We start from the raw sequence: 25,591 nt of genomic DNA, 5'->3' as shown, positions 1-25,591 counted from the left end.
TTTTAAATAAAAGGAGAAATAGGGAAATGAGTGCTAATAAGAAAAAGTTTCACTTTGCATGGCTAGTTTTACTAGGTTTATGTATTACAGTTGGTTTAGCTAAGTCTGGACTAAACAGTTCAGCAGGACTATTCTTACCATCAGTATCGGAAGACATTGGTGTAGGTCTAGGAAATTTAACGTTATATCTAAGTATTTCATCAATCGTGACGATGATCTTCTTACCAATTGGCGGGAAGTTAATGGCCAAGTATGATACTCGTATTTTACTTGTTGTTGCGATTATTTTACAAGCAGGTTCATTTGCTCTATTCGGTATGATGAGCTCTGTGTGGGGCTGGTATATCCTTGCGATTCCTCTAGCTGTTGGTGGTGTATTAATCACAGTTTTAGCAGGTCCGGTATTAATCAATCAATGGTTTAAACAACGCAGTGGATTAGCTTTAGGTATTATTACTGCGTCAGGTGGTTTAATTGGAGCTTTCTCATCTCCGATAATTGGTAACTTAATTGCTAATCAAGGGTGGAGAAGTGCTTATATTATGGTAGGTGTTGCAGCTATCGTAATTATTGTTCCGACAATTATTTTCTTTTTAAGAAAATCACCTCAAGAAAAAGGTTTATTACCTTATGGTGCTGATGACAATATCAATAGTGAGAAAAAAGTAGAAAAAGATACTAGCAATTCTGGTATTTCATTCGCAGATGCTAAAAAATCATTATCATTTGCATTATTACTTTTGTTCTTCTTTATTATTACGTCTGTTGCAAGTTTTTCAATTCACATTCCAACATACCTTGTGAATCAAGGATTTAGTGTGAAATTTGCTGGTAATGTTATGTCTGCTTTAATGGTCGGCGTACTTTTAGGTTCTATTCTCTTTGGTTATTTAATTGATAAAATTGGTGCTAAAAGCACGACAATTATCGCTATGTTAATCGGATTAGTTGCTATGTTATTATTACTATTCTTTGTACAAAGTACAATTGCAATTGTGGCAGCTGTTGGCCTATTTGGTTTCGTATCAGCTTGTATCGGAACATTAGCTCCTGCTATTACTTCTGCATTATTTGGTAATAAAGATTACAGTCAAATCTATTCTACAGTTTCTATCGGCTTGGCAGTAGCAGGTATTATCGCACTACCAGCATATGGCTATATTTTTGACTTTACAGGAAGCTACACACCTGTGTTATACATCATTGTAGTCATGTTAATTATTAATATTATTGCTGTATTAGTTGCTTTCGGTAATAAAGAAAAAATGGTGAAAGCCGGCTTGTGGAAATAAGTTCTATCATCATTAAGTGAATAAATTGTTCTAAAACTACACCTCACTTGTTGGACAAGGAGAGGTGTAGTTTTTACTTTTGGAAGACTAGTTTTAAGAAAAATTGACTCATAGGTTACTTTTTATGCATAGCATAGGACTACGACTTCCTATATAGTAAAACTTCGCTATGTTTTCCGCTGGAACAGTGTAAGCCGCAGGAGTTTACGTAGATGTTTACTTGGAGAATTCAAAATTGTTTGAGTGCCTGGCACTTAAAAGGCACTTAAATAATTTTTACGTAAAAATCTTTACCATTTATAATGTCCGTTAATTCAATATCGTAATGAGCTTTATAGTAGTCATAAATATTACGTGCTAAACCGGAGTGTCCATTTAAATAAGTTCCCTTTTTAATCTCTTTACGTGGATTATGGAAATCAAAATATAAGCGTGAATCGTGGCACATTGCATTTAAAATGGCGTTGAACTCTTGTTCCTCAATATGAATCCCCCGCGTATATTGGCACTCGCGACGATACGTATCGTGTGAAATATTCACAGGAGAAGGCTCTAGAATCATTTCGATTTTTCTATTCAAATGTCAACAGCTCCTTTCATAATTACAAGTACTATTCCTTCTATTATAAAATTGTCAGAAAATTATATCAATATTTATTATATTAAAGGTTTTTGTATATCTAACTTGTAGGGGGAGATATTCGATTATCTACCAATCCTGCTGTTGCTGTTGTATTTCCTCTGCTATTACCTGAAGATCGAAGGAGTTGATTGTTAGAATAGTATAGTCGTGATTTTCCATATATTTTTCGGCTAAACGCTTCATATATTTCGGAGAGCCCTCATTTTCTTCATCATAAACTAGTAGCAAGCCGTCTGTGTTTTGAATAATAAATTTATCTTTTTCAGTAAACTGCCAAGGAGCCTCATACGGCTTTTTTGTCACACTTGTTACAAAGTCTGCCTGAGCAACTAGTGACTGGTATTTTTCTTGTTTTATTTCTTGCCAGTTCTTTTCTTGTTCTAAAAATGGTGTGATGATTGCATATTTTAAATTAGGAAATTCCTCTTTTAACGTTAAGACAACCTCTGCACCCCATGTTTCAACACCTTGCTGACCACTAATAATGACCCATTCCAAACCTTCATCCAATAAGGCTCTTAAGCGGCTTTCTAAAGCTTTTTTAATAATGGGGATACCGGGATGCTTGTCGTTAAAAATACCAAGTTCGTGTGGTTTATAGCCTGTAATAATAATTCGCTGTAACACTAAAACGCCCCCTAAGCTTTTTTATGTATCAACAGTATACAGCAGAGGGCGAATGAAAACGAATAGAATAAGGCAATGAAACGCGATAGATTATTACGAATAGTATTAGTGTACAAATACAAAAAAATGCGAAAAAATTTATTGAATTTGCATAATGGAACAGTTAATGTCAGTTCGCATGTGCGAATGGTTCCGTCTTTGTTTTCAATTTTAAAACCAATAAAAGAGTTTAAGGTATTTGTAGAAGGGGTCATGTTTATTGCATTTAACCGTTGCGATTTTAGCGACTTATTTATCTATGCTTTGCAGAAACCTCTGGAAATGCCCAATGTAAAACCCCGATTAGTTATACTAATCGGGGTTTTTATATGGTTATTTTATTTTTTGCATTGTTCTGATGGCTGACCCATTTTCACATAGCGCCACAGATTATTGGCAATATCGCGTGCTTCAGCTGCATGTTCGGTTCCGACAAAAGCTTTTCTGAAAGGAGTAAGAAGAGATTCAATAATAAAAAGTTTTGGCTTCGGATTTTGAAGTTCTTCTAGAAGGAATGTTGCAAATTCAAAACCTTCCATCGTTTCTTCCTCTGTTAGCCCCTTTGTAAAGCCTAACAATTGCTCAATCACGACATCTTTACTTATTTGTTGATAATTTATTACGTTTTGTATAGCGTTAAACATTTCAGCGGTAATAATGACTTCTTTTGATTCAAGCATGGCAGGTATAATTATGCTTATATTGCGTAATGCTACCCGTACAATTGCTTCGCGGTTTATATATTTATAGTCAGCTATTAAAACTGCACGTAAGGAAAGGTTAACCATCCCGAGTGTTTGTACAGCACATTCATAGCTCATCGGTCTAATTTCTTCACCAAAAACCTGTACAAGTCGATTTGCAAGCCATTCCAATTCTTGTAAGTGATAATTCAAAAGGATTTTCTTAAGTTCACTGTCACGTGAATGGAAAATTGATTCGAAAATTTGTACTAGGTTATGCTCACGGTTAACATGCATCAATACAGCAACTTGCTGTGTTAATATTTCTAAATCGGTAGGGTCTTTTCCATAAAGAAGCTCATGTCGACGATTGCTAGCTTCTTCACGCCCCTCATCTAAAATGGCAATTAAGCAGTCATTTTTGGAAATAAAATGATTATAAAAAGTCCCCTTTGAAACTTTGGCTGCACTAATAATATCGTTAATGGATGTATCTAAAAATCCTTTTTCTATAAAAAGCTCCCGAGCTGCAGTGATAATTTGTCGTTTTTTTTTGTTCATGACCTCACCTTTTTAAATTATTATACTCGTATTCTACAATGTAAACGCTTATATATCAACGTTTTAAAATTTTTTAATCTTAATTCTTGAAAAAAGTAGACTGCGAGTATAAAATAAGTTTTATCGCAAAACAACAAGAAAGAATAGAGGGATATAAATGAATAATGACTTAACAATGAAAAAGCCCCCTTATGGCATGATTGCTATTTTGTTCGTGGGTGCTTTTGTTGCTTTTCTTAACAACACATTGTTAAATGTTGCGTTGCCAACAATCATGAAAGATTTTGGTATTACGTATGCAAAGGTACAATGGCTTGCAACTGGTTATATGCTTGTAAGTGGTATTTTAGTACCTGCTTCAGCATTCTTTGTGACACGCTTTAAAAATAGACATTTATTTATTACTGCCATGTCTATTTTTACAATAGGTACTATTATGGCTGGCTTTGCTCCAAACTTTAGTATGTTACTTGCAGGACGTATGGTGCAAGCAGCAGGGGCTGCTAGTATGTCACCATTATTAATGAACGTAATGCTGACTAGCTTCCCGAAAGAAAAACGTGGAGCAGCAATGGGTATTTTCGGTTTAGTTATGATTGCTGCACCGGCGATTGGCCCGACTTTATCGGGTTATATCGTGGAACATCATGATTGGCGTATGCTGTTCCAAATGATTATACCATTTGCGATTATTAGTCTGCTATTTGGTATTTGGAAATTAGATAATGTTATGGAAACACGTAAAGTGCACTTAGATGTTCCTTCCGTACTATTATCAACAGTAGCATTTGGTGGTATTTTATACGGTTTCAGTACTGCAGGTGACAAAGGATGGTCTAGTCCTTGGGTTTACGGTACGATTTCAGTCGGGTTTATTTCCTTACTTATCTTCATCTTTAAACAATTACGTATGGATCAGCCTTTACTAGAGTTACGTATTTACAAATATCCGATGTTTGCATTAGGTTCTGCTATCTCAGTAATCATTTCAATGGCGATGTTCTCTGGGATGATTTTAACACCTGCGTATGTGCAATCAATTCGTGGTATTGAACCATTTGAAGCTGGTTTAATGATGCTTCCTGGGGCACTTGTAATGGGGATTATGTCACCTATTACTGGTAAACTTTTCGATAAATTCGGACCACGTATCTTGGCAATCATTGGTTTAACAATTACAACAATCGCAACATTTGGATTAACAAAATTAGCACTTGATTCTAGCTATACATTCATCGTATCGATGTATACAATTCGTATGTTCGGTATGTCAATGGTTATGATGCCTATTATGACAAATGGTTTAAATCAATTACCACAAATGATGAATCCACATGGTACTGCGATTAATAATACATTACAACAAGTAGCAGGAGCTATTGGTAGTGCTGTATTAGTTACATTTATGAATAACCGTACAAAATCAACAGCTGCAGACTTAATTGCAGATGCTAAGGCACAAGCAGCGCAATCAGGTGCTGTACCTACAGCAGAGCAAATGCAACAAATGCAAGATCAAATTATGCAAACAGCATTATTAGATGGTATTACACATTCGTTCTTAATCGCGGCATTCGTTACCGTTCTCGCATTAATACTTGCGTTCTTCTTAAAACGTGTAAAAGTTGAAAGTGCAGCTGCTACAATGGATTTAAAAAAACCAACAAACTCATAACATAAAAAAGAATCCCACCAATAAGCTATTCCAGAGCTTGTCGGTGGGATTTGTACTGTAGACTAAACTCAAATGTCTATAGTCTTTTTTTTATGAAAAATTAATATAGGTGACTGTTGCTATTCATTTCTTCTACATGCGGATATGCGGTCTACTGTCCGCGTAGCGTGCTGGGCGACCTTCCTAAAGCGGAAAAATCCACTGCGCTTTCTGGCGGGCACGTTGTAAGCCAAAACAATCTCTAGCGCGCCGTTTGTTGCGTATAACGTCCTGTGCGTCCCGCAGGAGTCTACGTGGATTTTTCCTTATGTCGTAGTAAACAGGAACGAGTTAATAGTTTTAGCAACTTGCAAGGAAAAGGTAGTATGCTATGGATAACGTTAAGAGGGCTAAAAATTTTTCAAGTAGGCAATGCAAATTGCAATTAACAAAAAAACGACTACTTGAATATGGCAAGTAGCTTAATAGAGAGGCAATGCCTGAAAAGTACATTTAATATAGTAGGGAATGCTCTTTTCTAATTATAAAAATAACAAAAGGCATCAAGATTGATGCCTTTTGTAAAATCATTTAAAGAGTTAATTCCCTTTTTTAAATAGGGCTCCTGGCCAAAATGCATATTTGCCAAGCACTGTTGTAATGGCTGGTACAAGTAAAGGTCGCACGATAAACGTATCGAGCAATATACCAATAGCCGTCACAACCCCAAACTGTACAAGTACTTGAATTGGTAGTGTAGCAAGCACTGCGAACGTACCTGCTAAAATAAGCCCTGCAGATGTAATGACACTACCTGTATGCACAACGCCTTCTTCTACCGCTGTTAAATGATCCTTCGTTTTTCGTTTCTTCCAAATCTCTGAAATCATGAAGATATTATAATCCTCACCAAGTGCTACTAAAAATACAAAGGCATATAGCGGAATAGAGCCTGCAATCGCATCTGCCCCCATGACATAATGCAAAATAAGCCAACCTGCACCAAGTGCACCGAAATAAGAAATAATGACTGTAGCAAGCAGATATACAGTTGCTGTTACTGAACGTAAATAGACAAATAATAATAAAGCTATTAAAGCAATCATTGTCGGCATGATGACAGATTCATCACGCTCAGTAACTTGTTTTGTATCATATTGACTTGCTGTTTCTCCACCAATCCATACGTGCGTATCAGCGTCTTTAATACCAGTGTCTTTAAGTAACTGAACTACTTCAGCCTTCAATTCTGGAATATGTTCTAAAGACTCTTTTGCATAAGGATTTGCATTTAATGATAATTCATATAATTGAATAGAGTTATTTTTCGTACCAATTTGTACATCAGAAACATTATCAATATATGAAATGTTTGCAAGCTGTTGTTGTAAATTGATATCAGCACCTTGCGTGTCGATGACTAGCTGAACAGGTGCCAGCTCACCAGGCGAAAAATTTTCTTCTATTAAAGTGAAGCCTTCACGTGACGGCATATCTTCTGGGAATGAAGACAATAAGTCAAATGTATATTGAATGCGTGGTACAAATGATGCTAATCCGCCAAGAAGCAGGAGAGTGATAGCAATAACAATCCATGGCTTATGTGTTACAAAACGTCCAATTTTATGACTAACTTTATGTGAAGATTTATGTTGTTTTTTGCCTTTTTTCTTTGCCATTTCCTCTGTGCGTGGAGTGAATGGGAAAAAGGCAACTCGCCCTATAACAACGAGAATCGCTGGCAATACAACAAGTGCAGCAATTCCCATTACTAACACGCCAAAGCTAAATGGAACTGCGAAGCGTTGGAAAGAGCCATAATGGGCAAGACTAAGGGTAGCTAAACCTATAACAACCGTTAGGGCACTCATCATAATAGCGCCACCCGATTCCTTAACAGCGAGCTTCATCGCTGCAGCTTTATCCTCAACTTCAAATAAAATTTCACGGTATTTTGAAATTAAAAATAAGCAATAATCTGTTCCTGCACCAAATAATAAAACTGTCATAATCGATACAGCTTGTGAATCTTTATCAATCCATCCTTGTTCTGCAAAGAAACCAAGTGTGGGGCTAATTACACCGTAAGCAAGCCCAACAACAATTAGTGGGATGATGGCAAGTAATGGAGAACGATAAATTAAAATTAGTAACACTAATACAAGAAGCACTGTCGCTATCATTAATTTCACATCAGCTTGTGAGAATAAACTAACAGCATCTGTTGCAATACCAACAGGACCAGAATAACGAACATGGAGAGCGTCACTTGTTAGGTCTTTATCCAATTGCACATTATTTGAGTCCATTGTTTTCGTTAAGGAATCTAGGCTCTCTTGTAACATATCTGTTGCAACACCTTTTTCAAAGAACACAGGTGTGACAATAGTGGAGCCATTGTCAGATGTAGATGCAGAAAAAGCCTGTGGAGGCATTGCATCATAAGGTGGTATGAGCGTTTGATGCTCTAAAGGATTTGTTTTAAGCTCTGCGTAAACCTTTTGGATAGCTGCAAAATCATCATTTGTTAGGCCGTTTTCTCTATGCCAAACGAGTAATAATGGTGTTCCTGCATCATTAGGAAATTCTTCAGCAATAATTGCTGCTGCTTGCTCAGACATCTCAGTATCAGGTAAATTTTTACCCGATTCACTTTCAATACTGTTGATTTGTGGCCAAGCAAACGAGAGGACAACAACAAGTAAAACCCAGCATCCGAGTGCTAAAAATCGCCCTTTTTTACTTGCTACCATTGAGCCCCATTGCTCAAGAGGGTGTTTTTTCATGAGAAAACCTCCGTTTCGTGTAATTGTTATTAATTATATATACTAGAAGGTTAATTAATCAATAAAGAAGTTTCGATATGTTATAATATGTTTAAAAGAACACATTATAAGGAGGCGATCTTGTTGAAACAATCACCGCGTGTTCTAGGAAGACCTCGCCATGATGATAAGTCTAAACCTACAAAAGATATTGTCTTAGAAACAGCAACGATGCTATTTATTAAAGAGGGATACAAAAATGTATCCATGGATGATGTTGCGAAAGCCTGTAATGTTACGAAAGCAACGATCTATTACTATTACCCAACTAAAGGGGATTTATATACATCGGCATTAGTTGAAATGATGCATAGAATTAGGCTGCATATTGAACGAATTTTAGAACAGCCGATTTCCTTCAAAATGCGATTAGAACAACTAATTGAAGTACATTTATCGGCAACTGTTGATATTGATATGAAGAATTTTATGCGCGAAGCTACAATTAATTTATCAAATACTCAATTAAAAGAGGTCCATACATCAGAAAATGAAATGTATAAAACGATTGAGCACTCGATGCAAAAGGAAATGGAAAAAGGGACGATTCGCAACGGGAATGCTGAATTTTTTGCTCATACATTTATGGCATTGATGTCAGTGGGCTATTTTAAAGATGGTGAAGGAAAAAGATTATTTCAAACTGTGCCTTTAGCTGCGAAAGAGATAATTGATTTCTTTTGGTTATCTGTCGAAAAGTGAGAATATTTGTAGGCAATAACATATTTTATAGGGTATTGGTTTTTAAAGGGGATTTATTTTTTGGATTTTTTTACTAAAACAAACAAATAAAGAGCGCGGATAACTAAAAATGGTTTACAAATAAACTATTTTTTAAAGATTGTGCTGTAGTTGATTGAAATAATGCGTAAACAGTCTTATAATGGATGTTGTAATATCACCAAGATAAGAGATAAGGATGGAATTGTGATGCGCTTTGTGCAAAATGCAGTAAATATTGTAATAATAGATCATGAAACTCGCTTTCCAGCCCTTGTGACTGGTGTGTAAGATATCCGCTGTAAGGACTGTTAAGAAGATCGCTTAATGGTCTTTTTTACATGGATGCAATATAAAAAAATAGTATTAGTGACGGCAAAGGAGAGTTCAAAATGTCAGAAACGAATAACCAAGCACAGTCTGAACAATTAACTGTGAGTCAAGAGCAACTAGATGTACTAGACCAACTATTAAAGCCTGAGGTGCAAGAATCTCTAACAACTTTAGTTGAGCAGTTACCAAAGCTAACTGAAATGATGACGTTATTAACTAAATCATATGAGTTTGCTCAAGCTGTTGCAACAGATGATGTACTAAAAAGTGATACTGTTGGCGCTGTAACAGAAATGGCTGCACCAGTAGTAGGATCAGCTAAACAACTTGCTGCAACTGCTATTGAAGCAAAAGATCGTGCTTCTGAAAGCAATGAAGTAATTGGTTTATTTGGTCTTGTAAAAATGATCAAAGACCCACAAGTTCAAAATGTTTTCCGTTTTGTAAATGCATTTTTACAAGTAAACGCTGAACGTAAATCTAAATAAGGCCGAGATATATTCAATTCGTAAGGACGGAGGATTAATTAATCATGTCAAAAGAAATCGTCATCTTAGGTGCTGGTTACGCGGGTGTATTAACTGCATTAACAGCACGTAAGTATTTATCAGCTGATGAAGCTAAAATCACTGTAGTAAACCAATTCCCAACTCACCAAATCATCACTGAACTTCACCGTTTAGCTGGTGGTACTATTGCAGAAGGTGCAGTAGCTTTACCGCTTAAAAAAATCTTTAAAGGTTTAGATATTGATTTACAAATCGCTAAAGTAACTAAATTCAATGTGGATACTAAAAAGGTTGATCTAGATAATGGTTACACTTTATCTTATGATACATTAGTTGTTTCTTTAGGTAGCCAAACAGGATTCTTCGGTATCCCAGGATTAGAAGAAAATTCAATGGTACTTAAATCAGTTAACGATGCAAACAAAATTAACCGACACATTGAAGATCGTATTAAAGCGTATTCACAGTCAAAAGACGAAGCAGATGCAACGATCGTTATCGGTGGCGGCGGTTTAACAGGTGTTGAGCTTGTTGGTGAAATCGTGGACAACTTCCCGAAAATCGCAGCTAAACACGGCGTAAACTTTGCAGATCTAAAAATTAAACTAGTTGAAGCTGGTCCTAAAATTTTACCAGTACTTCCAGATGTACTTATTGAACGTGCAACTGAAAGTTTAGCAAAACGTGGTGTTGAGTTCATTACTGGTACTCCAGTAACAGGTGTTGAAGGTAACGTTATTTCACTTAAAGACCGTGAGCCAATCGTTGCTAATACATTTATCTGGACTGGTGGAGTAGCTGCACTTCCAATGGTAGCTGAATCAGGTCTTGCTGCTGATCGTGGCAAAGCAACAATCAATGAATTCCTACAATCTACATCACATGAAGATGTATTTGTAATTGGGGATGCTTCTGTTGCATTACCAGGTGATGGTGGACGTCCACTTTACGCTCCAACTGCACAAGTTGCTTGGCAAATGGGCGAGTGCGCTGGTTACAACTTATTCGCACAATACAAAAACCAAGAGATGAAAACATTCTCTGCGGTTAACTCTGGTACTCTTGCAAGCTTAGGCCGTAAAGATGCAGTTGCTACTATCGGTGCTAGCAACACACAACTTAAAGGTCTTCCTGCAACACTTATGAAAGAAGCGTCTAACATTCGCTATCTTACACACATCAAAGCGCTATTCGGCTTAGTGTATTAATTTTCAATAAATAACTAAATTAATGCCCCGTAGATGTTAATGTGAAAACGAACATTTAACGGGGTGTTTTTATTGCTAAGTTTGCCCAAAAAGCTACTTTTAAACGAATGTCTCGTTTTAAAGTAGCTTTTTTTAAAATGGAAAAATGAAAGATTAGTTTTGAAGATAAGTTTTGAGAGCTGTTAATATAGTCTGACAGGTGAAAATGGATTCTAACGTATTGTTCGCTATTTCGAGTGAGTGGTTTGCATTTGCTGCTATAGTAAGCTGATGGGAAGGTAGCTGATTCAGCCTTTCATGGGTGAAATGTGGGTCATCAGTTCCGATAGCTATAAAGCTATGTCGATCTACTAAATTTTGCATGATATGTTCAAAGGATAGTGGAGGTGTTAATAGAATATAGCGAGAAGGAATAATGGCTTCCTGTTGCATATAATAGTCGATGATTGGAAATACTCCGAGTGACTTTCCAATGAAAACAGCTTCGTTGTAAGCATTTGAGCGTAAATAATATGTAACGATAGATTCAACACTGTTATAAACCATTTCTGAAATAGCTTCCGGTGGCTGATCGAACTGATGTTGCTCAAATGTATAACAAACTTGGACAACATCATAGCCTAAGTCAAGCATTAGTGAAGTAGCGTAATGTAGTAGCGGTTTATCATAGTTATAGCCTGTACCCGAGAACATAAAGCAAATTTTATTACTATTCATATCAAAAAAATTGTAAGCGATATCGTTGTAAGTTTCTTTACTAGGTTTGATTGACATCATAATCCCCCTTAAATAAGTAAAATGTAAATATGTAACTTTTTTATATGAAGTTAGTTATAATTTTACTATAACAGGAAGGAGGTAAATTATGAAGGTTGTTACAATAAATGAATTTGGGCCGCCATCCGTACTAACACTTGTGGACTGTCCAAAACCGATGATTGCAAAAGGGGAAGTTCTAATACGTACATCTTATACAAGTGTAAATTTTGCTGATGTTAAAAACAGAACTGGAAATAAAGCGAAAGCTAATTTTCCTATGATACTTGGTTTAGATGTAGCTGGTATTATAGAAGAGGTTTTTGATAATAGCAGTGATTTTAAAAAAGGAGACCACGTTATTGCTTTTCCAAAGAACGGTGCATATGCACAATATGTTGTAGCAAATGAACAGCTAGTCTTTCGCATTCCGAATGGTGTACCTCTTGAAAAGGTAGCCGCTATACCGACTGTTTTATTTTTATCCTATATGTTAACACATCAAATTACACAAATAGGGACAGAGGATAGCGTTTTAATTCATGCCACGTCAGGTGGAGTAGGGACAATGCTTATACAAATGGCAAAGAAGTGTGGCGTCAAAAAAATTATAGGTACTGTTAGCTCTATCGAAAAGGCAACCATTGCTTATGAGTTAGGCGCACATCATGTTGTGACATATGAAAAATTTAGTGCCGAAGTTAATGAATTTACGGACGGACTTGGTGTCGATGTTGTTTTCGACTCGATTGCAGGAACGATTACAGAAGAAAGTTTAAAATGTTTAGCGCCATACGGTACTCTTGTGCAGTTTGGTAATAGTAGCGGTAAAGCAGGCAATATTAAAACATCTGATTTACATAGTAGTTGCCGCAATGTAAAAGGCTTTAGCTTAGGAACGACTCGGGCGTTAAAGCCGGAACTATTACAACAAGTAGCTCCAGATATTTTTACAATATTACAGGATGAAAGTTTCCAAGTGCCGATTGCAGCAGTGTTTGACTTAGAGGACATAGAAAAGGCGCATGAGTTGATGGAGAGCCGCCAGCATCAAGGGAAGATATTAATTAAAATTGTGTGAGTGACTGGCACTTAGCTACGCAGCACATTGTAAGCCGCAACCGTCGCTGTCGCGCCGCCTGTTGCGGCTTACATTACGTGCGTTTCCTCAGGTGAATATAAATTGTTTGAGAATTGTGTGAGTGACTGGCACTACTTTAGTTTTTCGTATATTCTTCTTTTTCGGTAAAGCATGATTCCTGTTTCTGCTACATCTTGCATCATGCCTTTGTTAGCGTATGCTCCGAAAATCATACCTGCTATCGGAACCATTTGGAAAAGCTTTTTCCAGCCCATTTGATCACGATATGTGAAGAAAACTTCCTGCCAACCTTGAAGCTGTGAAATCATCTTTTCCGATACGTTATTATTGTCGTGCATGGATGAAATTTCTTCTAAAATAGCTTCTTTACCTACAATATCAGCGGAGGTAAATTGTAGGCACTTCACAATGAAAATACGTTCCATTTTATCATTAGGATCAAAACCATGAATAATTGCAATTTCTTGCAGCGTTTTTAAAGCCATTCCTAATATAATTGGGATATCAATCGCCAATGTGAAAATACCTCCAAAACCAGTAGAAGCACCTTGAACTGTTGCCAATTTCACGCGTTCTTTTTGAAGCTTATCACTTAGAGCAATCATCTCCTCTAAAGGAATGTTACCGATATCTGAGATGGCAAAAATATTTTGATACGAAGAATGGTTACGGATTTTTTGAATCATCGTTTGCTCATTGATTAAATATTTACCACCTGATTGAACATAGCTCCCAAGCTCATCAACAAGTAAAGCTAGTTTTTGTTGAATAAAGGTAGGGGTCATCTTATCTAAAATTTTAAAAGGAATACGCCCTAATCTTTCCCAAAACCATAATCCTTTTTGGTCTTTTTCCCACGCTTCAATTTCTTGTAAATAAGTTTGTAATTGCTCCTGATTCTCCATTTATCTATTCCCCTTGTGAGTGCATTTAGTTACAATACGTAAACTAATTTAAAAAGTTTCAAGTTCATACATGTCTATTGCCACACAGAAGCAAGTAAGGTAATGCCCTCATCAATTTGATCCAGTGATAATCCTCCATAACCAATGATAATCATGCCATGTTCAGTTGGGTGTTGAAATGAAGTAGAACAAGGATAGACATTGACTCCTACTGCATGAGCAAGCTGGATAGCATCATGCTCTGACAATCTTTTTGGTAATTTCACAATAATATGTAGTCCTGCATTTTCGCCGATAATTTCAAATTCCTCAGAGAAATGACTACGAATAGCTGCTAGTAGTGTTTGTTGCTTTTTTCGATAAATGGTGCGCATCTTTGCTAAATGTTTATCGAACAATCCTTGCGCAAGAAAGTCTGCTAACACAAGCTGCTGCATTTTTGAGACGACTGATTTTTGTTCCTGATGAAAGAAAGTAAAATCCTCCACTAGTGACTTAGGCAAAATCATATAGCTAACACGTAGAGAAGAAAGCAATGTTTTTGAAAAGGTACCAAAATAAATAACCCGCTGTAACTGATCTATGTTCGCAAGAGAGGGGATGGGGAGGCCCTTATAACGAAACTCTGAATCATAATCATCCTCTATAATAAATGCCTCACTTAAGGCCGCCCATTGTAACAGTGCTGCACGACGTTCAATCGACATTACCATTCCAAGTGGAAATTGATGTGCTGGTGTTGTGTATAACATGTGAATAGCTTTTTTAGGTATGGTAACACCTGAGTTATCAACAGGAATAGGGTGGGATGGTAAACCGCATTGCTGTAACGTAGCCCTTACTCGTTTAAAGCCTGGTTCTTCTAAACCAACTTGAGTTTGTGGCCCGAAGTAATGGCATAGAGCTTGCAGCTGACTTTGTGTACCGCTATAGACAAATACTTGGGATGCGTCACATTTTACCCCTCGAGAGCGTCCTACATACTTGGCAATTTCCTGCCGTAAAGCAACCTCTCCCTGCCATGGACTTGTTGATAAAATGTTTATAGTAAAATGCTTTTTCATCAACTTATGAAAGGTTTGAAGTGGGAAAGTAGCTTTATCCACATGACCGATGTAAAAATCAATTTTCACCGTATGGTCGTTCGTGGGAAAGGAAATTGTATCTTCTGTTTGAACCTGCTGCAGCCATTCAAACTCAAATGGCGCAATATAGTAGCCTGAGCGTTCTTTACTATAAATATAACCTTCTGCAAGCAATTGCTCATAGGCTACTTTAATTGTATGAACGCTGACATTTAATGTTGTTGCAAGCAGACGTTTTGAAGGTAATTGTTCATGTGCTAAAAGTTTCTGCAAAAGGATAGCTTGTTTAATGCTTTCATAAACCTGTACATATTTAGGAATATGTCCTGTGAACGAAATTGCAAGTTCCATCATTCATCAACTCCTTGGTATGGTCTAAATTTTAGAAATTGGTTATGTTCATCATATCAAAATTACCGTTTAATAATGAAAAAGGAGTGAAGGTCAATGAATTTCAGTGCTTTAGAAAATGAAGTCGTATTATTAAAACCACTAGAAAAAGAGGATGTACAAGGGCTACTTGCAGCAGGTAGTTATCCAGAGATTTGGGCGTATCTGTCCACAACGATTGAAGATGAAAGGGATGTGCATAACTTTGTGGAAAAGGCATTGTCTAGCAAAATGCAAAAGGAGGAGTTTCCATTTGTCATTGTGGATAAACGTTCGGGACAGATTATAGGCTCAACAAGGTATATGGACATTGAAAGCAAGCATAAACGTCTAGAAATAGGCAATACATGGCTTACCCCTACCTTTTGGCGTACTGCTGTGAATACAAATTGTAAATATTTGTTACTTAGCTATTGTTTTGAAGTAATCGGTCTACAACGGGTCCAAATTAAAACAGATCATGAAAATACACGCTCTCAAAAGGCAATCGAACGTATAGGGGCAACAAAAGAGGGAGTTCTACGCAATCATATGGTACGTAAAGACGGTTCTACTCGTCATACGGTGATGTATAGTATTACGATAGAAGAATGGCCCGAAGTAAAAGCTCGAATCGAACAGTTATTGGTATTGGACTAATTAAAGGTTTCTCTCCATTAGCTTTACTTACTAAAAACAAGTAAAAAAATGGTTATTTTTTAGTCTTATAATCTAGTTTTTGTCAAATTATGTGTGATTACTGGCATTCAGGGGTAGATAACTTAAAATCTATTTTTGAAAAGTGGGGGAAAAGTATGTTAAAGCCGAAATTAACATTACGACAAATTTACGGAGATAATGCTGTGTATACACCTCGTACACCATATAGCGATAACCCGTGGATGATGGATGACTGTCATAAACTAGATGCATTAACCGCAAGGGAAGTCGCCATCGCGGATATTCCTGTTTTAGTGCACCGTGCGACACAAACGGCGAAGGCTAAAAAAATACATGAATTAGCGGGTTTAACATGGGTAGAGCAGCCGTATACGTATGAAACACAAGAAGAATATTTAGCGCAACTAGATGCATGGTGTGAAGAAGGGAAAACGATTGTTTGTCAGTATTTACATGACGCAGAGCATATGAACCGTAACTGCTATTGGATGGATGCCGCCAAATTTAATGAGCTAAATACAAAAGCATATATTGATCATTTAATTGATAGTAAATATGTACCAAGCCGTTTGAATATCGAACTATATAGATTATCGGATGCAATGAAAAATTGGAAGCCACCTGTTGTCCTCAAGCCTGGAGATGATTCGCCCACTTCTGGTGGATATGGCGTCATCATATGCCAAAATCAAGATGAGTTAACAGAGGGTTTACGTCAATTTCGTATGAATGGAACGGAAAGTATTATTATTGAAGAGTTATTACAGGCAAAAGATAATTATAGTTGTCAGTTCGTTTATTCTGAAGAGCTTGGTATACAGTATTTAGGTGCTTCTCAACAAATGACAGATGACAATGGAATTTATGAGGGGAATGTCATTGTAGAAAAAGTACCTGATAAAGTGATTGAAGTAGGTCGCCATATAATGGAGCGTGGTGTGGCAGAAGGCTTTGTTGGTGTAGCGGGGTTTGATTTAATTGTAACAGAGGCAGGAGATGTGCAGGCGATTGATTTAAACTTCCGCCAAAACGGCTCTACCTCTATGTTAATGTTTCATGAAGCATTAGGTAAACCTGTTAATAAATTTGCTTCCTATGCATCAAAAGGTGTTGAGGATAATGAAGCATTTTATCAAAAGATTGAACAATTTATAAAACAAGAAGTTCTATTCCCATTAGCTTATTATGATGGGGAATATTTTGAAAACAAAGTAGCATCGCGATTTGTTGGTATTTGGTATGCGGATACATTAGAAGAAATCGAAGAACTTGAACAACAATTGCTTTAATGTTAGGAAAGAGTGGTCGTTACTTTGCATTTAATTGTCGTTGATGTTCGCTTCGGGCGGGCGCTTTCCGTTGCAATCAACTAGTATAATTGTTTGAGTGCCTGTCACTTTTTAACTACGCTTTCTGCGGGCACTCTGTAAGCCGCAACCCTTGCTGTCGAAATGATCAAGTTGCGTCTTACTCTGCGTGCGTTTTAAGCAGGAGGCTATGGGGATTCTTCCATGACAAATTATAAACTGCATGACTTGTGTGGAAATTGTTTGAGTGCCTGTCACCCTGTACTACACTATATGCTTATTAATCTACCATTCTTTTTTTATAAACAAATCCAGTAACAATCCAAGCTGCTGCTGACCAAGCAATAATCGTAACGATAGGAATAATGTAATCCATAGCTGAGTAGTTACCTTCCAAAGCCTCTGCTAGAAGTACTAGTTGTGCGCTTGGAAGCCACTTTGCAATTTCTAACACTGGATAGACAGAAGCTAAAGTTAAGGCAAACGGTCCAAATGAGAAAATAAACATAACAGGCAACACGATAATAGATGCTTCCATAATTGTTTTTGCAAATAATCCACATAATGTTCCTAAGGCGATGTAGAATACGATAGAAAGTAATAGGGCGATAGCTAATATGAAAAGATTTGCTGGCTCGTAACCAACAAGGAAAATCGACAAACCTACCACAACAATCGTCACAATGGAGACGAACAAGCTTTTACCTATTAAAATATCTCCAAGTGAAGCAGGAGAAAGCATTAAACTCCGGAGTGTATTTTTCTCCTTTTCTTCTGCAATTAAACAACATTGTACATAGGCAGTAACAACTGCAAATACTAAATTTATTGGTAAAAAATAAGCGTCGATACTATTTGTTCCGATTTTATTATAAGCAAAAGCTAAAATAAGGGGTAAAAAAATCATAACAGATACTGCGTAATTTCTTGAAAATTCTTTGTAGTCCTTCATAAAAATAGCTTGAATACGTGTTATTGATATGTTCATATTAGATCACTCCCTGTTATTTGCATAAAAATATCGCCTAAAGTTGGCTCGTTTGTGTATATACGTGCAACTGCATTTTTTTGCATCCAATGAAATAGTTTCTGCGCATCCTGATCGCCATTTTGAATCGTTTCAGATTGGCCATTTTTCAATTCTACAGTAATCGTTTCATCTCCAAATTCTTTTTTTAATTGCTTCGGTGAACCGATTGCGCGAATTTTTCCTTGATGTAAAAAGGCAACACGATCACAAAGTATTTCTGCCTCACTCATATCGTGTGTTGTTAGAAAGATTGTTGTTCCCAGTTCATTTAATTTCCGTAAGCCGTTATAAATATGCTGCGTGTTCACTGGGTCAAGAGCAGATGTTGGCTCATCTAAAAATAACAATTCAGGTTTATGCATAATGGCACGAGCTAGTGTGACACGTTGAATCATGCCTTTAGATAGCTGACTAACTTTCTTTTTACGTTCTGCATAAAGATTAACAAAATCTAATGCCTCTTTTACTGCTGTATTAGGTAATTGATACAAATTACTGTATAGTAATAAATTCTCTTCAACTGAAAGCCGTGTATACAGCCCGCTATTATCCGTTAAGATACCAAAGCGCTGACGATTTTGGCTATATTTCATTTCACTGGCAGGACGATTAAATAATAATACATCTCCCGCAGTTTTTTCTGTTTGTGCGGTTAATATTTTAATAGTAGTTGTTTTACCCGAGCCGCTTGGACCAAGGAAACCAAATATTTCTCCTTTTTTAATAGTGAAGGAAACATCCTGTAATGCAGCCTCACTATTAAAGACCTTTTTTAAATGTTGAACATCAATTACTGTCTCCATGTGTAAACCTCCTGTGGTTGTTGATACCCTAACTTTAAAGCTCAATGGAGATGTAAACATTAAATTACAGGTGAATGGCGGAAAAATGAGCTTCAATGGAGTAATATTTAGCTGACAGGAGTCGTTTATTTCCTGGGAAATCTACTATATTCCGAGTATTTCTTTTAAATCTGCTAGTTTGTTTTTCGACAAGGGTACAATTGTTTTTTCATTGCTATTTAAAGCAAGACTGTAGCTATTACGGGTCCAAGTAATAATCTCACGTACTTTTTGCAGGTTAACGATATAAGAGCGATGACTTCTAAAAAAGCCGAATGGTGTCAATTTTTGTTCTAAATCATTCAGGGACAATGTGCATGGATAGGCTTCATTAGCAACATAAACGCTCACAACACCTTCCACACTTTCAATGTAATCTATTTCTGGTGGATTAAATAAAATGATTTTGTCATTTTTCTTTGTTGGGATTTTATCAAGTCGTATAGGTGCATTTTCGTTAGGTGTGGGAACTGTTTCGATTTCATCCTCTTTTACATCGAGTGCATGCAAACCTAATGCATCTAATCTATATATTTCGTCGCACGAAATAATTAAATCCTCTAAATTGTTTGAAAGTAAAACAACGGATTTTTCTTGTTTTTGAAGTGCCATCAAAAGCTTGAGAACATTTTGTTTTGAAAATTCATCTAAGTTTTGAAGGGGTTCTTCGATTATTTGAGTAGGTGCTAAATTTAGATATGTATGTAACAATTTTAAACGCTGTTTTTCCCCATGTTGAAGTTTAAGTATTTTATTATTCCTTTGATCAGACAAAGAAAACAGCTTTAAAATTTCCTCTTTATTGTGTAAAGGCGCTGTAAAAAGTTTCATAGAAAAATGGATATACTCGCCTACTGTCAGTCGTTCGTATAATGCACTTTCACGAATATGCGTATATGTCTTTTCTTGCTTTGTGAACCATTGCATCAAAGTATTGATCTTCGTTACATCTGTGTAGATGCCTATAATAGCTCCTATATTTAATGGAAGTTGAAAGCTTGGGTAAATGACATTTCCTGATTCCGTGTAAGGGTCGATTTCTAAAAGCTGTTGTTGATTCAAAGTGATAGCCTCCACCTCATAAAAGATTTATAAAAATTGTTTTATATACGTCTGCGCCAGCATAGCACTTTCTTGATGAAATGAAGCGTTATAACGATCCATAAATCCATGTTTCCCTGGAAATTGAATAGTTTGTACAAAGTATCGATGCTTTAGTGCATGATTCAATTCTTCGACATTGAAACTCACCTCATGAATAGGTAGAAGAATCAGTGTCGGGCAATTTGGTTGCAAGTCAAGATATTGGCGAATACGTGAGCCGTAAACGCAAACAACACGATATAACGGCAGCGTAGCAAGTCGCCAAGCAAGGGTTGCGCCTACACTATAACCGATTACAATAACTTTTTCATATTGTTGTATGGCAGCACTTAGTAGTGTGAAAAGTATTTCCAAAGGAGTATCGAAGCCAATTTCATTAGTGAAATACTGGTAAGCTTCTTTTTCCTGATGATAAGTAAAGCTTATTTCATCTCTGTAAAGTTGAACACATTCTACCTCGGTTTGCTTATCCATAAAGGCACATGCCTGTTCTCGAATAAAATCATTTACTCCATAAATTTCATGTAAAATAAATATTTTTCTATTTTTCCTATTCAATTGAGACTCCTTTTCTGCTTTTTCAAATAGTGTATCAAAAAGTAATTATATCGTACATTTAATCCATTAAAAGTAAATTAATGGTTTGGTAATTCATGTAATAAAAAATTTTATATCTATAAGTAAATTTCTCACATGACCTAAATGTTTATAGTTGGAAATGTAATTAATAGCAATTGTTTTAATGCATTTAGGGAATGGAAAATTGGGAAAAATAATGGATTTTAATTATTTCAAAATAATATTTTGTGATAAAAGTTAGAGAGTGTTTTTCAAATGCAGGTTTAAAAAAAGAGTAACGTAAGTGTTAGTATAAGAAAATTTTTTTGACTTTTTTGAAATAACAATGTAAAAATAACTTTATCTTTATTCGGCGAATGTTTAGGTGAGGAGATGGGTGAAAGTTCACCTTCACAACGGGATTCAGAACGCCGCATGATTTATATGAGGAGGATGATGGAAATGGAATACCAAACAATTGAAGTGAATGGTAGTGCATTACATTTTGCAGATTATCCAGGTGAGAAAGGGACTATTATTGCCGTACACGGTTTAACCGGCAACCATATGCAAATGCATTATTATGCTGAGCTTTTGAAAGGCGACTATCGTTTTATTTCGGTTGACTTAAAAGGGCGTGGTAATAGTGCACCAGCACCTGCAAATACAGGTATTGAGTTACATACACAAGATATATTAGCTTTGCTTGATGCGTTAAACATTGATAGCCCGATATTAATGGGTTACTCAATGGGGGCATTTATCATGGCAAATGTTGCTAGTAAACGAAACGATGTAAAAGGGGTTATTTTACTTGATGGAGCAGCAACTTGTACAGATCATCAACGCCAAATTGTTGAACCATCACTAGGTCGAATTAGCAAGCCGTATGAATCAGCAGACGCGTACATCGAGGAAATAAAAGCAATTTATGGTCGTCTAGGCGTTGAATGGACAGATCATTTAGCAGGTGTAGGTCGTTATGAAATTGCAATACAAGATGAGCATTGGGAAAATAAGTCTGACGAAGATAAAATTCGTTTGGATTTCCAAAGTTTTTATGACTACAAGCCTGCAGAGGTTTTTGAAAAAGTGGAATGTCCAATACTTTTAATTCATTCAACTGGTGGTATTGGAGCAATGCCCGCATTATTTTTAGCAGAATCTTATACAGAAACACTTAAATATGCCAAAAATATTTGGAAATTCACATCAAATAGTAATCATTACACTTTGGTTTTTGAAGAAAGAAAAGATGTTAACCGAGTAATACTGCGTTTTTTAGAGAGTTTCTAAAAAAAGAGTTGCAGTTTTTAAATTTTTATGCGAATAATTAAATAACAAATATTAAATGCCTATCAAGCAGCTTTAGAAAAACGACCTTTTTCTACTTTCCCTGCTTGACTGTTGGCTACACTTTTCTAAACGTACGGTACATGCCGTCTTTTGGGGAAGTGTGGCCTTTTTTTATTCAAATTTAACAAAAAGGGGATTTATTGGATGTCTACAGGATTAGAGTATTTTAAAAAAGTTTATGATGTAGTACCTGAATGGGTGCAAAAAATGCATGATTATAATCCAGCAATGCTAGACCACTATACAGCACTTCGTGGAGCAGCAATGGCACCCGGTGTACTTTCTGTAAAGGACAAGGACATATTGTTGGTTGGCATGAATGCTGCAAGACATTATGCACGTAGCATGGTGTACCATACAAAAGGCGCCATGGATGGTGGTGCTACACTCGAAGAATTGATTGAGTACTTACTCGTAGCATTTAACTATGGTGGGGAAAAAGCATTACAGATTGGCTTACAGTCTTTTGAATATGCGTTAGAGCTAACGAATACGAGTGCTGACAAAATTTCACATGATGCTTCAGCAAGTGATATTGTGCGCTATTACAGTACGTTTGCTTCGACCGATAAAAGTAAGGCGCATTTTGAGAAATTGTTAAGTTTCATTGATGCAAAAGATGAAAACGCTTTAAAAGTTGCTTTGCTTGATAGCAATGTTGTATCAACGCAAATGAAACATATCCTGATGACAGGAATTTACACAACAGTATTGAAAAATGAGGAAACAGATTATTGGGCTAAACAATCACGTGAAATAGGTGTTGCAGAAGCAGAATTGGCAGAGCTAGGCTATATTTGCCTATTAACAGCTGGCATTCCTTCTTGGTTTGAAATTAGCGATGCGCTTATCCAAAAATAATGGAGTGAATACAATGAAAATTTATGAATCTGTAGAACAGGCTTTATCTTGCGTTGAAAGTGGTCAAACGATAATGGTCGGTGGCTTTGGTTTAGTAGGGGGGCCACTCACTTTAATAGATGCACTAGTAGAGTTAGATGTTAATGACCTAACAATCATTAGCAATAACTTAGGAGAAAAAGGTAAGGGTCTTGGTAAATTGCTAGAGCAAAAGAAAGTAAAAAAGGCAATTGGCTCTTACTTTACTGGCAATCGAGATGTTGGCGAAGCATTTCAACGTGGAGAACTTGAAATTGAATTATTACCCCAAGGTACATTAGCTGAATCGATTCGAGCTGGTGGTGCAGGGATTGGTGGTTATTATACAAAAACTTCTTTTGGAACAGACTTGGCGAAAGGTAAAGAAACAAAAATTATTAATGGTGAAGAATACGTTTTTGAGGAAGCGTTAAAGGCAGATGTTGCAATTATTCGTGCATATAAAGCAGATAGACTTGGAAATTTAGTGTATTACAAAACTGCGCGGAATTTTAATCCGATTATGGCAACTGCGGCGAAGACAGTCATTGTTGAGGTAGATGAAATTGTAGAAGCAGGCGAGCTAAGCAGTGATGATATCATTACTCCGCATTTATTCATTGATCGAGTGATTGTAGCACAGAAGATTTTAACGAAAGAAGGCGTTGTGGATCATGGCTAATCCAATTCAGGAGCTAATAGCAAAAAGAGCTGCAAAAGAAGTTGCAAATGGACAAATTATTAATTTAGGAATTGGTATCCCTACACTTGTTGCAAAGTATGTAGAAAATGACAATGTTCACTTTCATACAGAGAACGGCATGCTCGGAGTAGTAGGTGTAGATGAGGAGGATATTGATCCGAATGTAGTGAATGCTGGAAAAATGCCAGTTGGAGAAGCCATTGGATCATCCTTTTTTAATAGTGCAGAATCATTTGGCATGATTCGAGGGGGTCATGTGGATGTAGCCATTTTAGGCGTACTACAAGTAGATGAGCAAGCGCGTATCGCCAATTGGGCAGTACCAGGGAAAAATATTATTGGTGTTGGCGGTGCAATGGATTTATTAATTGGTGCACAAAAGGTCATTGTCACGATGACGCATACATCAAAAGATGGAAAAAGTAAGATTATAAAAAATTGCACTTATCCAATTACCTCAACACGTAGCGTGGATACGATTATTACTGAATTGGCTGTTTTTAACTTTGTAGATGGACAGTTACATTTGGTTGAATTAATGCCTGAAGTTACATTACAGCAAGTAGAGGCTAGCACCGAAGCAAGTTTTGTCAATGCGTTGAAATAGGAGGGAAATAGCATGAAAGAAGTAGTTATTGTAGAAGGTGTTCGAACAGCTATAGGTAAGTTAGGGGGCTCATTAATCAATGAGACAGCAGATATTCTTGGTTCAACAGTTATACGTGAACTCCTAAATCGTACACAGCTGGATCCCACTCTAATTGATGAAGTGATTTTGGGACAAGCAAAACAAAGTGCAGATCAATCCAATGTTGCACGCCTTGCATCTCTACGTGCCGAGCTACCAATTACCGTTCCAGGTTATACAGTACATCGTCAATGTGGTTCGGGACTACAATCCATTAATAATGCGGCACAGCAAATTGCTCTTGGCTATAGCGATATTATTATCGCAGGGGGAACAGAATCCATGAGTACAGCCCCATATTACTTACGAAATGCTCGTTATGGATATGGCGTTGGAAATGCTGTCATGTTAGACCCGAATACAGAAAGTCAACCAGGTTCACAACCGTTTGAAGTTTATGGCATTTCAACGATGGGTGAAACAGCAGAAAATTTAGCCGAAAAATATTCAATTTCTCGTGAAGAGCAAGATGTATTTGCGCATCTTAGTCAAGAACGTACAGCAAAGGCCATACAAGAAGGTTATTTTGACAAACAAATTGTACCTTACGAAGTGAAAAAACGAAAATCAATAGAAATTTTTGAAAAAGATGAGCATCCATTTTTAACGAGTAAAGAGAAGTTAAGTACGTTAAAGCCTGTATTTCGTAAAGGTGGAACAGTAACAGCAGGCAATAGTAGTGGGCGTAATGACGGTGCGGCTGCATTGTTAGTCATGTCGAATGAAAAAGCTTTAGAACTAGGCTATAAGCCTAAGGTGAAAATACTTGCTCAAGCAGCCGCAGGTGTAGATCCATCTATAATGGGAATCGGTCCAGTTCCAGCTACATTAAAAGCATTGAAGCAGGCAAATTTATCAATTCAAGATATTGATGTTATTGAGCTAAATGAAGCCTTTGCAGCCCAATCTATCGCAGTTATCAATGAACTTGGGTTAGATATAAATCGAGTAAATCCAAACGGTGGTGCTATTGCAATGGGCCATCCTATTGGGGCAACTGGTGCCATTTTAATGACAAAACTTATTCATGAGCTTGAACGAACAGGCAAGCGTTATGGCTTAGTAACATTATGTATCGCAGGGGGACTTGGTGTTTCAACTATTGTTGAAAACTGCCAAGCATAGTGAACAC

The 25,591-nt window shown here is 36.7% G+C and carries 24 protein-coding genes; 13 read left to right on the top strand and 11 right to left on the bottom strand.

Features of this window, described 5'->3' with window-relative positions:
* The first annotated feature begins 26 nt into the window (after positions 1 to 26).
* A complete protein-coding gene (locus tag ACIQXJ_RS18735) occupies positions 27 to 1,292 on the top strand; it encodes an MFS transporter (protein ID WP_403055640.1) in 1,266 nt (421 codons plus the stop codon).
* 265 nt (positions 1,293 to 1,557) lie between these two features.
* Here ACIQXJ_RS18735 and ACIQXJ_RS18730 read toward each other — a convergent pair whose 3' ends face one another.
* The 3 genes from ACIQXJ_RS18730 to ACIQXJ_RS18720 all read right to left on the bottom strand — a co-directional run bounded on the left by ACIQXJ_RS18730 (position 1,558) and on the right by ACIQXJ_RS18720 (position 3,845).
* Positions 1,558 to 1,872: a hypothetical protein gene (locus ACIQXJ_RS18730; RefSeq protein WP_401011190.1), complete on the bottom strand. Its 315-nt coding sequence runs from the start codon at positions 1,870 to 1,872 to the stop codon at positions 1,558 to 1,560.
* A gap of 129 nt (positions 1,873 to 2,001) precedes the next feature.
* The gene (locus tag ACIQXJ_RS18725; protein WP_403055642.1) at positions 2,002 to 2,562 is read right to left on the bottom strand and encodes an SLOG family protein; all 561 of its coding nucleotides are present in this window, start codon (positions 2,560 to 2,562) and stop codon (positions 2,002 to 2,004) included.
* Positions 2,563 to 2,939: 377 nt separating this feature from the next.
* On the bottom strand, positions 2,940 to 3,845 hold the full coding sequence (locus tag ACIQXJ_RS18720; RefSeq protein ID WP_403055644.1) for a TetR/AcrR family transcriptional regulator: 906 nt from the start codon (positions 3,843 to 3,845) through the stop codon (positions 2,940 to 2,942).
* Positions 3,846 to 4,002: 157 nt separating this feature from the next.
* Here ACIQXJ_RS18720 and ACIQXJ_RS18715 point away from each other — a divergent pair, with 157 nt between their 5' ends.
* Positions 4,003 to 5,520, top strand: a complete 1,518-nt coding sequence (locus ACIQXJ_RS18715; RefSeq protein ID WP_403055646.1) for an MDR family MFS transporter — start codon at positions 4,003 to 4,005, stop codon at positions 5,518 to 5,520.
* A 578-nt stretch (positions 5,521 to 6,098) separates the two neighbouring features.
* Here ACIQXJ_RS18715 and ACIQXJ_RS18710 read toward each other — a convergent pair.
* Positions 6,099 to 8,285, bottom strand: coding sequence for an MMPL family transporter (locus ACIQXJ_RS18710; protein ID WP_403055648.1), 2,187 nt, complete (start codon positions 8,283 to 8,285; stop codon positions 6,099 to 6,101).
* Between the two features lie 123 nt (positions 8,286 to 8,408).
* On the opposite strand from ACIQXJ_RS18710, the gene ACIQXJ_RS18705 reads away from it, so the two are divergent.
* From ACIQXJ_RS18705 to ACIQXJ_RS18695, 3 genes are all read left to right on the top strand, one after another.
* Positions 8,409 to 9,026 carry a TetR/AcrR family transcriptional regulator gene (locus ACIQXJ_RS18705; RefSeq protein ID WP_403055650.1) on the top strand — a complete coding sequence of 206 codons (618 nt, stop codon included), beginning with the start codon at positions 8,409 to 8,411 and terminating at the stop codon, positions 9,024 to 9,026.
* Between the two features lie 410 nt (positions 9,027 to 9,436).
* A complete protein-coding gene (locus ACIQXJ_RS18700; protein WP_173478809.1) occupies positions 9,437 to 9,865 on the top strand; it encodes a helical membrane plugin domain-containing protein in 429 nt (142 codons plus the stop codon).
* Between the two features lie 44 nt (positions 9,866 to 9,909).
* Positions 9,910 to 11,094: an NAD(P)/FAD-dependent oxidoreductase gene (locus tag ACIQXJ_RS18695; RefSeq protein ID WP_403055652.1), complete on the top strand. Its 1,185-nt coding sequence runs from the start codon at positions 9,910 to 9,912 to the stop codon at positions 11,092 to 11,094.
* 153 nt (positions 11,095 to 11,247) lie between these two features.
* Here the strand turns inward: ACIQXJ_RS18695 and ACIQXJ_RS18690 are convergent, their stop codons facing one another.
* Complete coding sequence (locus ACIQXJ_RS18690) at positions 11,248 to 11,868, bottom strand: hypothetical protein (protein ID WP_403055654.1); 621 nt, start codon at positions 11,866 to 11,868, stop codon at positions 11,248 to 11,250.
* A 91-nt stretch (positions 11,869 to 11,959) separates the two neighbouring features.
* Between ACIQXJ_RS18690 and ACIQXJ_RS18685 the strand changes: the two genes are divergently transcribed.
* Positions 11,960 to 12,931 (top strand): quinone oxidoreductase family protein, encoded by a 972-nt coding sequence (locus tag ACIQXJ_RS18685; RefSeq protein ID WP_403055656.1) that lies wholly within the window; start codon positions 11,960 to 11,962, stop codon positions 12,929 to 12,931.
* Positions 12,932 to 13,062: 131 nt separating this feature from the next.
* Here ACIQXJ_RS18685 and ACIQXJ_RS18680 read toward each other — a convergent pair whose 3' ends face one another.
* Both ACIQXJ_RS18680 and pdxR read right to left on the bottom strand, forming a co-directional pair.
* Positions 13,063 to 13,857, bottom strand: coding sequence for an EcsC family protein (locus tag ACIQXJ_RS18680; protein WP_403055658.1), 795 nt, complete (start codon positions 13,855 to 13,857; stop codon positions 13,063 to 13,065).
* A 74-nt stretch (positions 13,858 to 13,931) separates the two neighbouring features.
* Positions 13,932 to 15,296, bottom strand: a complete 1,365-nt coding sequence (pdxR, locus tag ACIQXJ_RS18675; protein ID WP_403055660.1) for a MocR-like pyridoxine biosynthesis transcription factor PdxR — start codon at positions 15,294 to 15,296, stop codon at positions 13,932 to 13,934.
* A 93-nt stretch (positions 15,297 to 15,389) separates the two neighbouring features.
* Between pdxR and ACIQXJ_RS18670 the strand changes: the two genes are divergently transcribed.
* Both ACIQXJ_RS18670 and ldmS read left to right on the top strand, forming a co-directional pair.
* Positions 15,390 to 15,971 carry a GNAT family N-acetyltransferase gene (locus ACIQXJ_RS18670; protein ID WP_403055662.1) on the top strand — a complete coding sequence of 194 codons (582 nt, stop codon included), beginning with the start codon at positions 15,390 to 15,392 and terminating at the stop codon, positions 15,969 to 15,971.
* Positions 15,972 to 16,126: 155 nt separating this feature from the next.
* On the top strand, positions 16,127 to 17,281 hold the full coding sequence (gene ldmS / locus ACIQXJ_RS18665; RefSeq protein WP_403055664.1) for an L-aspartate--L-methionine ligase LdmS: 1,155 nt from the start codon (positions 16,127 to 16,129) through the stop codon (positions 17,279 to 17,281).
* Positions 17,282 to 17,579: 298 nt separating this feature from the next.
* Here ldmS and ACIQXJ_RS18660 read toward each other — a convergent pair whose 3' ends face one another.
* From ACIQXJ_RS18660 to ACIQXJ_RS18645, 4 genes are all read right to left on the bottom strand, one after another.
* On the bottom strand, positions 17,580 to 18,287 hold the full coding sequence (locus ACIQXJ_RS18660) for an ABC transporter permease (protein WP_403055666.1): 708 nt from the start codon (positions 18,285 to 18,287) through the stop codon (positions 17,580 to 17,582).
* A complete protein-coding gene (locus ACIQXJ_RS18655; protein ID WP_403055668.1) occupies positions 18,284 to 19,132 on the bottom strand; it encodes an ABC transporter ATP-binding protein in 849 nt (282 codons plus the stop codon). The genes ACIQXJ_RS18660 and ACIQXJ_RS18655 overlap by 4 nt, the downstream gene beginning before the upstream one ends.
* A gap of 144 nt (positions 19,133 to 19,276) precedes the next feature.
* Positions 19,277 to 20,233, bottom strand: coding sequence for a LytTR family transcriptional regulator DNA-binding domain-containing protein (locus ACIQXJ_RS18650; protein ID WP_403055670.1), 957 nt, complete (start codon positions 20,231 to 20,233; stop codon positions 19,277 to 19,279).
* Positions 20,234 to 20,260: 27 nt separating this feature from the next.
* A complete protein-coding gene (locus tag ACIQXJ_RS18645) occupies positions 20,261 to 20,833 on the bottom strand; it encodes a dienelactone hydrolase family protein (protein WP_403055672.1) in 573 nt (190 codons plus the stop codon).
* A 462-nt stretch (positions 20,834 to 21,295) separates the two neighbouring features.
* On the opposite strand from ACIQXJ_RS18645, the gene ACIQXJ_RS18640 reads away from it, so the two are divergent.
* From ACIQXJ_RS18640 to ACIQXJ_RS18620, 5 genes are all read left to right on the top strand, one after another.
* A complete protein-coding gene (locus ACIQXJ_RS18640; protein WP_403055674.1) occupies positions 21,296 to 22,129 on the top strand; it encodes an alpha/beta fold hydrolase in 834 nt (277 codons plus the stop codon).
* Positions 22,130 to 22,333: 204 nt separating this feature from the next.
* Entirely contained in the window at positions 22,334 to 23,050 is a 717-nt protein-coding gene (locus ACIQXJ_RS18635) for a carboxymuconolactone decarboxylase family protein (protein ID WP_403055676.1), read from the top strand.
* Between the two features lie 13 nt (positions 23,051 to 23,063).
* On the top strand, positions 23,064 to 23,750 hold the full coding sequence (locus tag ACIQXJ_RS18630; protein WP_403055678.1) for a CoA transferase subunit A: 687 nt from the start codon (positions 23,064 to 23,066) through the stop codon (positions 23,748 to 23,750).
* On the top strand, positions 23,743 to 24,378 hold the full coding sequence (locus ACIQXJ_RS18625) for a 3-oxoacid CoA-transferase subunit B (RefSeq protein WP_403055680.1): 636 nt from the start codon (positions 23,743 to 23,745) through the stop codon (positions 24,376 to 24,378). The genes ACIQXJ_RS18630 and ACIQXJ_RS18625 overlap by 8 nt, the downstream gene beginning before the upstream one ends.
* A 12-nt stretch (positions 24,379 to 24,390) precedes the next feature.
* A complete protein-coding gene (locus ACIQXJ_RS18620) occupies positions 24,391 to 25,584 on the top strand; it encodes a thiolase family protein (RefSeq protein ID WP_403055682.1) in 1,194 nt (397 codons plus the stop codon).
* Positions 25,585 to 25,591: the final 7 nt, after the last annotated feature.

Source organism: Lysinibacillus sp. NPDC097868 (assembly GCF_044761135.1).
Classification (GTDB): domain Bacteria; phylum Bacillota; class Bacilli; order Bacillales_A; family Planococcaceae; genus Lysinibacillus.
The sequence above is the reverse complement of the archived record's forward strand: the minus strand, read 5'-3'. Positions and strand labels throughout refer to the sequence as shown.

What these genes read in the sequence shown, in the direction of transcription:
- ACIQXJ_RS18620 (WP_403055682.1), top strand. Translation starts at nt 24,391, where the DNA reads ATGAAAGAAGTAGTTATTGTAGAAGGTGTTCGAACAGCTATAGGTAAG.
- ACIQXJ_RS18695 (WP_403055652.1), top strand. Translation starts at nt 9,910, where the DNA reads ATGTCAAAAGAAATCGTCATCTTAGGTGCTGGTTACGCGGGTGTATTA.
- ACIQXJ_RS18700 (WP_173478809.1), top strand. Translation starts at nt 9,437, where the DNA reads ATGTCAGAAACGAATAACCAAGCACAGTCTGAACAATTAACTGTGAGT.
- ACIQXJ_RS18685 (WP_403055656.1), top strand. Translation starts at nt 11,960, where the DNA reads ATGAAGGTTGTTACAATAAATGAATTTGGGCCGCCATCCGTACTAACA.
- ACIQXJ_RS18690 (WP_403055654.1), bottom strand. Translation starts at nt 11,868, where the DNA reads ATGTCAATCAAACCTAGTAAAGAAACTTACAACGATATCGCTTACAAT.
- ACIQXJ_RS18735 (WP_403055640.1), top strand. Translation starts at nt 27, where the DNA reads ATGAGTGCTAATAAGAAAAAGTTTCACTTTGCATGGCTAGTTTTACTA.
- ACIQXJ_RS18680 (WP_403055658.1), bottom strand. Translation starts at nt 13,857, where the DNA reads ATGGAGAATCAGGAGCAATTACAAACTTATTTACAAGAAATTGAAGCG.
- ACIQXJ_RS18625 (WP_403055680.1), top strand. Translation starts at nt 23,743, where the DNA reads ATGGCTAATCCAATTCAGGAGCTAATAGCAAAAAGAGCTGCAAAAGAA.
- ACIQXJ_RS18720 (WP_403055644.1), bottom strand. Translation starts at nt 3,845, where the DNA reads ATGAACAAAAAAAAACGACAAATTATCACTGCAGCTCGGGAGCTTTTT.
- ACIQXJ_RS18710 (WP_403055648.1), bottom strand. Translation starts at nt 8,285, where the DNA reads ATGAAAAAACACCCTCTTGAGCAATGGGGCTCAATGGTAGCAAGTAAA.
- ACIQXJ_RS18670 (WP_403055662.1), top strand. Translation starts at nt 15,390, where the DNA reads ATGAATTTCAGTGCTTTAGAAAATGAAGTCGTATTATTAAAACCACTA.
- ACIQXJ_RS18655 (WP_403055668.1), bottom strand. Translation starts at nt 19,132, where the DNA reads ATGGAGACAGTAATTGATGTTCAACATTTAAAAAAGGTCTTTAATAGT.
- ACIQXJ_RS18640 (WP_403055674.1), top strand. Translation starts at nt 21,296, where the DNA reads ATGGAATACCAAACAATTGAAGTGAATGGTAGTGCATTACATTTTGCA.
- ACIQXJ_RS18635 (WP_403055676.1), top strand. Translation starts at nt 22,334, where the DNA reads ATGTCTACAGGATTAGAGTATTTTAAAAAAGTTTATGATGTAGTACCT.
- ACIQXJ_RS18660 (WP_403055666.1), bottom strand. Translation starts at nt 18,287, where the DNA reads ATGAACATATCAATAACACGTATTCAAGCTATTTTTATGAAGGACTAC.
- ACIQXJ_RS18715 (WP_403055646.1), top strand. Translation starts at nt 4,003, where the DNA reads ATGAATAATGACTTAACAATGAAAAAGCCCCCTTATGGCATGATTGCT.
- ACIQXJ_RS18630 (WP_403055678.1), top strand. Translation starts at nt 23,064, where the DNA reads ATGAAAATTTATGAATCTGTAGAACAGGCTTTATCTTGCGTTGAAAGT.
- ldmS (WP_403055664.1), top strand. Translation starts at nt 16,127, where the DNA reads ATGTTAAAGCCGAAATTAACATTACGACAAATTTACGGAGATAATGCT.
- pdxR (WP_403055660.1), bottom strand. Translation starts at nt 15,296, where the DNA reads ATGATGGAACTTGCAATTTCGTTCACAGGACATATTCCTAAATATGTA.